Below are 6,000 nucleotides of genomic sequence, written 5' to 3' on the forward strand. Positions count from 1 at the left end.
GCCTGCGTCGCCGAGTCGCTGACGTACTTCTCTCCCTGGTGCCGCGTCGACCGGGGTGCGCCCCGGACACCGCTCCTCGACGGGCAGACCTCGGCCGACGCGGCACCGCACCCTGGGGCATTCAGCAGCACCCGGTCGCGCAGCCGGATCAGCCGCGGGGGACGTCGAGGACGATCAGCAGGCCGCCCCGCAGCGCTGATGCTGCGGGGCGGTCTTGACGTGGCGGGACTAGTTGCGTGAGCCGCGGGTGCGGCGCATGAGCACCGCGCCTCCCAGCAGCAGCGCCGCGCTCGCACCGGCGGCCATGCCGATCTCGCCCGCGCCGGTCTCGGCCAGCGGCGTGTCGGGCGTGTTCGGACCGGGGTCGCCGGCCGGGGGCTCGGAGGCCGGCGGCTCCTGGGCCGGGGGCTCGGAGACCGGCGGCTTCGAGGTGGGCGGCTCGACGGCCGGGGGCTCCTCGGTGGGCGGCTCCACCACCGGCGGCTTGACCGGCGGGAGTTCGTGCTCGTAACCACTCTCGTTGACACAGGTGTTGCCACCTGCGGGGTTGAGCAGACCGACGACATCGACGGTGTTGCCGCAGACGTTCGCCGGGACCTCCACCGGCGCCTGGGCCACGTTGCCGGACAGGACGCCGGGCGAACCGACGGCCTGGGCCTCGGCGCTCGCGCCGGAGGCCTCGCTCGCGCCGTAGGCCTCCTCGCCGTCGCCGTAGGCGCCTTCGCCGCCGTAGGCGTCGTCCTTCTTGTCGCTCGAGCCGGTGTTGGCGCAGATGTTGCCGAAGGCCGGGTTCAGCAGGGCGATCACATCGACGGTGTTCCCGCAGAGGTTGACCGGGACGTGCACCGGGGCCTGCACGGCGTTGCCCGAACCGACGCCGGGGGAGCCGACCGCCGCCCCTTCGGCCGTGGCGTCGGCGTAGGCGTACCCGCCCACTGAGGTCAGGATGCCCGATGCCGCCGCCAGGACGAACACGCTTCTGCTTAGGGCTTGTCGCATTGCTTTGCCTTTCAAAAACCTTGGGAGGACATCTCGCGATGTGGCCGGGAATCCGAGGGTGCGGCGCGGCGTCCGGTGGTGCCACGGTTCCGGCGGGCCGCCACTCTCACGGCCCTGGACAACCCTCATAACGAGGGAAAGGGGCTTGGGAAACTCTGAACCGGTGAAGAACTTGGGGTTAGCCCGAACGGATTACACGGGGCTGCTCGCAGCCCGGCGCCGGCCGAGGGGCAGGCGCGGCCGGTGCTCCCCGGCCTCGGGCCACGGACTGCTCGCGGGGCGCGGGCCCCGTCCGGCCGCCCGGCCCGTGCGGCCCTGATGGCCGGCGCCGGCCCTGGCCTGTGCGAGACATCGGGCGCTTTTCACCTGTTCAGCGGCGCAACCGGAATTGCGGCCTTTCGTTTGCCACGGTGTCCTGTACGGCGCAGGTACTTGAGCGGCCTGTGCTGGTCCGGGCTTGCCGCCGGACGGTCGAACACGCTCACCTACCGATGGAGGTACATGGTGTTCGGAAAGCGAACTTCCGCTGTCTCGCTGTCTGCCGTAGCCCTCATGATGGCCGGGGCGGGCGCGGCTCAGGCTGACGAAGAGCCGAAGTTCCAGAACAACACGCAGATTCTGTCCTGCCTGAGCGTGGAGGTTCTGGACATTCCGATCGCCTCCACGGCGAACAACAACATCGACTGCTCCATGAACTACGAATCGGAGCGCACCGAAACTCATCTTTCGGGCTCCGGAACGGGTGCTGAATAAAACCTGAGCGACGCCCGTATGGAGCAATACGTTTCGTTGCGGGATTCGTTTACAGGATGAGCGTGTCGAGAATGCTGAATGCACCGGCCCTGTGTGCGCACGGCAATTCTTGCCTGCGTCACGGGGGGCCAGGCGGACGCCTGCAACGCTCGTGTACCAACCAACAAGGAGATACCGCATGAACCTCAAGAAGGCTGTCGCCTGCACTGCTGTTGCCCTGGCTTTCGCCGGTGCCGGCGCCGGGTCCGCCCAGGCGGCCGACGACGACACGTCGAAGTTCGAGAACAACTCCCAGATCCTCAGCTGTGACGTGGTCGAGGTCATCGACATCCCGATCCTGTCGTCGGCGAACAACAACCTCGACTGCTCGGACAACGTCGAGGAGGAGGAGTCCGAGACGACCCTCCTCATCAACGAGGAGCACGCCCAGGCGGCGGCTCTCATCGCCCCGCGGGGCCACTGACGCTCCGCGCCGCCGAGTCGCCGCCCCGGCCTTCCTCCCCGGGGCGGCGGCCCTGCGTCTTCTCACCCCTCGCTTTCTTTCTCCGGGCTCCTGGGCCTTCCGGTACGCAGAGCACCGACGGCCGCCGGGCCGGAACGAATTGTGACCCGTTCGGAGCAATTCCATTGTGAGTGCAGCAGCGTTTACCGGGTGATGATGCCGATTGCGGAAATCGGTCAGCAGGTGAGATTGCACCTGCCGGCGGACGGGCCCGCCCGTCGGTATCACGGGGCCGGAGCAATGTGATCGTTCCGGCTCGTGCCCAGGGGATTCCATCGGCCCCTCTTTCGCTTGATGGGTAGCCAAGGCGGCTCCCCGTAAAAACCAAGGAGTTAACGCATGAACCTCAAGAAGGCTGTCGCCTGCACTGCTGTTGCCCTGGCTTTCGCCGGTGCCGGCGCCGGTTCCGCCCAGGCGGCCGACGACGACACGTCGAAGTTCGAGAACAACTCCCAGGTCCTCAGCTGTGACGTGGTCGAGGTCATCGACATCCCGATCCTCTCGGCGGCCAACAACAACATCGACTGCTCGGACAACATCGAGGAGGAGGACTCCGAGAGCCTCACCGTCATCGATGAGGAGCACGCCGAGGCGGCAGCTGTCATCGCGCCCCGTCACTGACATCACGTGACATACCGCCGTCCCGGCTTCCTGCCGGGACGGCGGTTTCTTCATGCCGGACGTGGACGAAGGCGTGATTACGCCGAATGATCCAGCCGGGGCTGCCGATGACCCGCGACCGGGTAACGACCTGTCATGGACCAGTACGCGAACCGGAAACCATGGGACCGGCATCCGCACACGGAACCCGTGCCCGATACGCCGATCTATGACCGGCTGCTCGCCGAGTGGCGGACGGTGCGCCCTGACCCGGAGTCCGTACCGCCCGGTGAACACGTGCCCGCGCGGCCGCGCTGCTTCGTTCCGGCGGCTCGGAGCTCCGCCGCAGCGGCCGGCGGCTGAGCACCGGCCCGCTCGCCCCCGGGAGACCGGAAAACCCGTTGACGTGGACGGGTGACCCTTCGCTAGGGTGTGCGCAGTTCGAGGAACCAGGAGGTGAGGACATTGATGACTGTCGTTGCGGTGGGCGCTGCCCACAACCCGAAGAGCATCGTTCCCACCCCTGCGGCCACCGGCTGACCTCGACCTTCTCCCTCCGCGCCTGAGCGCGCGCTGCCGGGGCCGCCCTTGTGAAGGGTTTCCCTTGTCTTTCTCCATTTCTCAGGCTTCCACCCCGTCGCACCCCCTGGCCCCCTACGGCTGGGACGACGAATGGGCCGCCGCCTTCGCCCCGTACGCCGAGCAGGGTCTCCTGCCCGGACGTGTGGTGCGGGTGGACCGCGGGCAGTGCGATGTGGTCACTCCGAACGGCACCCTCAGGGCGGACACCGCGTTCGTGGTGCCCCGTGACCCGATGAGGATCGTCTGCACCGGTGACTGGGTGGCTGTCGACCCCGACGGTGACCCGCGGTTCGTCCGTACGCTCCTGCCCCGCCGCACGGCCTTCGTACGCTCGACGTCGTCGCAGCGCTCCGAGGGGCAGGTGCTCGCCACCAACATCGATCACATCGTCATCTGCGTCCCGCTCTCCGTCGAACTGGACCTGGGACGGCTGGAACGGTTCCTGGCGCTGGCCATGTCCAGCACCACCGGAGCCGCTCTGCTCGGCGACGGGCGGCCCGCCCGGCGCGGGACGCACGAGGTACACCCGCTCGTGCTGCTCACCAAGACCGATCTCGTCCCGGACGTCACCACGCTGTCCCACCTCGTCGAGGACATCGAGCGCGTCGCCCCCGGGGTGCAGGTGCTGCCCGTCAGCTCGGCCACGGGTGAGGGGGTCGACGTGTTCGGCGCGATCGTCGGCGGTGGTACGAGCGTGCTGCTCGGTACCTCCGGCGCCGGGAAGTCGACCCTCGCCAACGCGCTGCTCGGTGAGGAGGTGATGCGTGTGCACGGGGCGCGGGAGGTGGACGGCAAGGGCCGGCACACCACCACGACGCGCAACCTCCTCGTGCTGCCGGGAGGCGGCGTACTCATCGACACCCCCGGGCTGCGGGGGGTCGGTCTCTGGGACGCGGGGACCGGCGTCGGCCAGGTCTTCTCGGAGATCGAGGACCTGGCGCGGCAGTGCCGCTTCCACGACTGCGCCCATGAGTCCGAGCCCGGTTGCGCCGTGCTCGGCGCGCTCGATGACGGGGCGCTGTCCGCACGGCGGCTCGACAGCTACCGCAAACTGCTCCGGGAGAACCACCGCATCGCGGCGAAGACGGACGCCCGGCTGCGTACCGAGACCCTGCGCGAGTGGAAGCGCAGGAGCGCCGAGGGCAGGGCGGCGATGGAGATGAAGCGGGGCAGGACGCGTTAGCGGAGGGGACTGCGGGTGCCGGGCGGCGAGCCGCCCGGCACCCGCAGTCCTCAGCCCCAGACGACGGCTCCCAGCCACGCCCCCGCCACCAGCAGGCAGCAGAAGAGTTCGAGCAGCACCGAGTACCCCGTCGCCCGCATCACGGACCTGAGCGAGGTCCACCCCGCCGCGTGGCTGCCGAGGCGCAGGCGTTCGGCGCCGTAGACCGCGCCCGCGTATCCCAGGATCCCGCCCACGACCGGGACCACGAAGAACCCGGCGATCGCCGCGAGACCGCCGGCCATCAGCGTCTTGCGCGGCGCCCCCGACTCGTGGGGGCGCCGCGAGGGCATCAGTGCCTTCAGCGCCTGGTTCAGCAGCAGTACACACGTCGCGCCGATCAGCACGCCCCATGCGACGGGAGCCGGTTCCGTCAGCGCCCACCACAGCACCGCGGCCCAGATGATCGCCTGACCGGGCACGCCCGGCACCAGTACGCCGACCAGGCCGAGCAGCATCACCGCCCCGACGGCAACGAGCTGCCACACACTCATTCGACCAGCGTGCCGGAGGTCACCGGGTCCCGCCCGTCAGCGCGGCTCCGCGAGCGGCCGGATCCGCAGGCGGAGCCGTGGGCCGGCTCCACGGACCGGCCCGGTGGGGCGGTTCCGGATTCCGGCGCGGTGGAGCCGAGCGGTCAGCGCGGGGCGCGGGCCACCCAGCCGCGTTCGTACGCGTGCCAGCCGAGCTGGAGCCGGGTGGTGACCCCGGTGAGCTCCATCAGGCCCTTCACCCGCCGCTGGACCGTTCGCAGGCCCAGGTCCAGCTGCTTCGCCACACTCGCGTCCGTCAGCCCGGCCAGCAGCAGCGAGAGGATCTCCAGATCGGTCGGATCCGCACCCGGACCGTTCTCCTCGCTGATCCCGCTCCCGCCGAGCCGCAACGGCATCGCGTCCCGCCACACCGCCTCGAAGAGGCCCGTCAGGGACTCCAGCAGCCCACTGGCGTGGATCACCAGGGCCGCCGGTTCGGCCCCCCGGCCGGTCAGCGGCACCATGGCCAGCGCCGCGTCGGCGAGGACCAGCTTCGTCGGCACCCGGTCGACCACCCGGCACTGCTCGTCACGGCTCAGCGCGGCCGACAGCTCCACGATCCCGGACGGCAGCGAGAGGACGTCGCGCTCGACGACCACGCGGTAGGACACGCCCCGCATCGCCGCCCGTTCCTCGGACTCGTTCTCCATCCCGGTGACCGCGATCGGCTTTCCCGTGACCAGCGCGCAGACCTCGGACGTGGCGCCCAGCTGCAGCTGGTGGAACCGGTGGGCCACCGCGCTCGCACCGGTCACCACTTCCACCAGGTCGTGCACCGCGGGTTCGGCCGCCTCGGCCCGGTACTCCTC

Annotated in this window: 7 protein-coding genes; 4 read left to right on the forward strand and 3 right to left on the reverse strand. The window is 69.9% G+C overall.

Translation table 11 applies throughout. The features are described from left to right. Positions 1–228: 228 nt before the first annotated feature. Positions 229–999 carry a chaplin gene (locus VN520_RS09495; protein ID WP_325746420.1) on the reverse strand — a complete coding sequence of 257 codons (771 nt, stop codon included), beginning with the start codon at positions 997–999 and terminating at the stop codon, positions 229–231. Positions 1,000–1,500: 501 nt separating this feature from the next. On the opposite strand from VN520_RS09495, the gene VN520_RS09500 reads away from it, so the two are divergent. The 4 genes from VN520_RS09500 to rsgA all read left to right on the forward strand — a co-directional run bounded on the left by VN520_RS09500 (position 1,501) and on the right by rsgA (position 4,619). Beyond that, entirely contained in the window at positions 1,501–1,752 is a 252-nt protein-coding gene (locus VN520_RS09500) for a hypothetical protein (RefSeq protein ID WP_325746421.1), read from the forward strand. Positions 1,753–1,930: 178 nt separating this feature from the next. After that, positions 1,931–2,215, forward strand: coding sequence for a hypothetical protein (locus tag VN520_RS09505; protein ID WP_325746422.1), 285 nt, complete (start codon positions 1,931–1,933; stop codon positions 2,213–2,215). A gap of 378 nt (positions 2,216–2,593) precedes the next feature. Beyond that, a complete protein-coding gene (locus VN520_RS09510; RefSeq protein WP_325746423.1) occupies positions 2,594–2,875 on the forward strand; it encodes a hypothetical protein in 282 nt (93 codons plus the stop codon). 583 nt (positions 2,876–3,458) lie between these two features. Continuing rightward, complete coding sequence (gene rsgA, locus VN520_RS09515; protein WP_325746424.1) at positions 3,459–4,619, forward strand: ribosome small subunit-dependent GTPase A; 1,161 nt, start codon at positions 3,459–3,461, stop codon at positions 4,617–4,619. A 50-nt stretch (positions 4,620–4,669) separates the two neighbouring features. Here rsgA and VN520_RS09520 read toward each other — a convergent pair whose 3' ends face one another. Further along, positions 4,670–5,152: a DUF456 domain-containing protein gene (locus VN520_RS09520; protein WP_325746425.1), complete on the reverse strand. Its 483-nt coding sequence runs from the start codon at positions 5,150–5,152 to the stop codon at positions 4,670–4,672. Between the two features lie 143 nt (positions 5,153–5,295). Next, positions 5,296–6,000 (reverse strand): helix-turn-helix transcriptional regulator (locus VN520_RS09525; RefSeq protein WP_325746426.1); only part of this gene is annotated, 705 nt, incomplete at its 5' end.

It is taken from the genome of Streptomyces sp., from assembly GCF_035563135.1.
GTDB lineage: Bacteria > Actinomycetota > Actinomycetes > Streptomycetales > Streptomycetaceae > Streptomyces.

Excerpts from the sequence above, each read along its gene's own strand:
- VN520_RS09495 (WP_325746420.1), bottom strand. The coding sequence starts at position 999 with ATGCGACAAGCCCTAAGCAGAAGCGTGTTCGTCCTGGCGGCGGCATCG.
- VN520_RS09505 (WP_325746422.1), top strand. The coding sequence starts at position 1,931 with ATGAACCTCAAGAAGGCTGTCGCCTGCACTGCTGTTGCCCTGGCTTTC.
- VN520_RS09520 (WP_325746425.1), bottom strand. The coding sequence starts at position 5,152 with ATGAGTGTGTGGCAGCTCGTTGCCGTCGGGGCGGTGATGCTGCTCGGC.
- VN520_RS09500 (WP_325746421.1), top strand. The coding sequence starts at position 1,501 with ATGGTGTTCGGAAAGCGAACTTCCGCTGTCTCGCTGTCTGCCGTAGCC.
- VN520_RS09510 (WP_325746423.1), top strand. The coding sequence starts at position 2,594 with ATGAACCTCAAGAAGGCTGTCGCCTGCACTGCTGTTGCCCTGGCTTTC.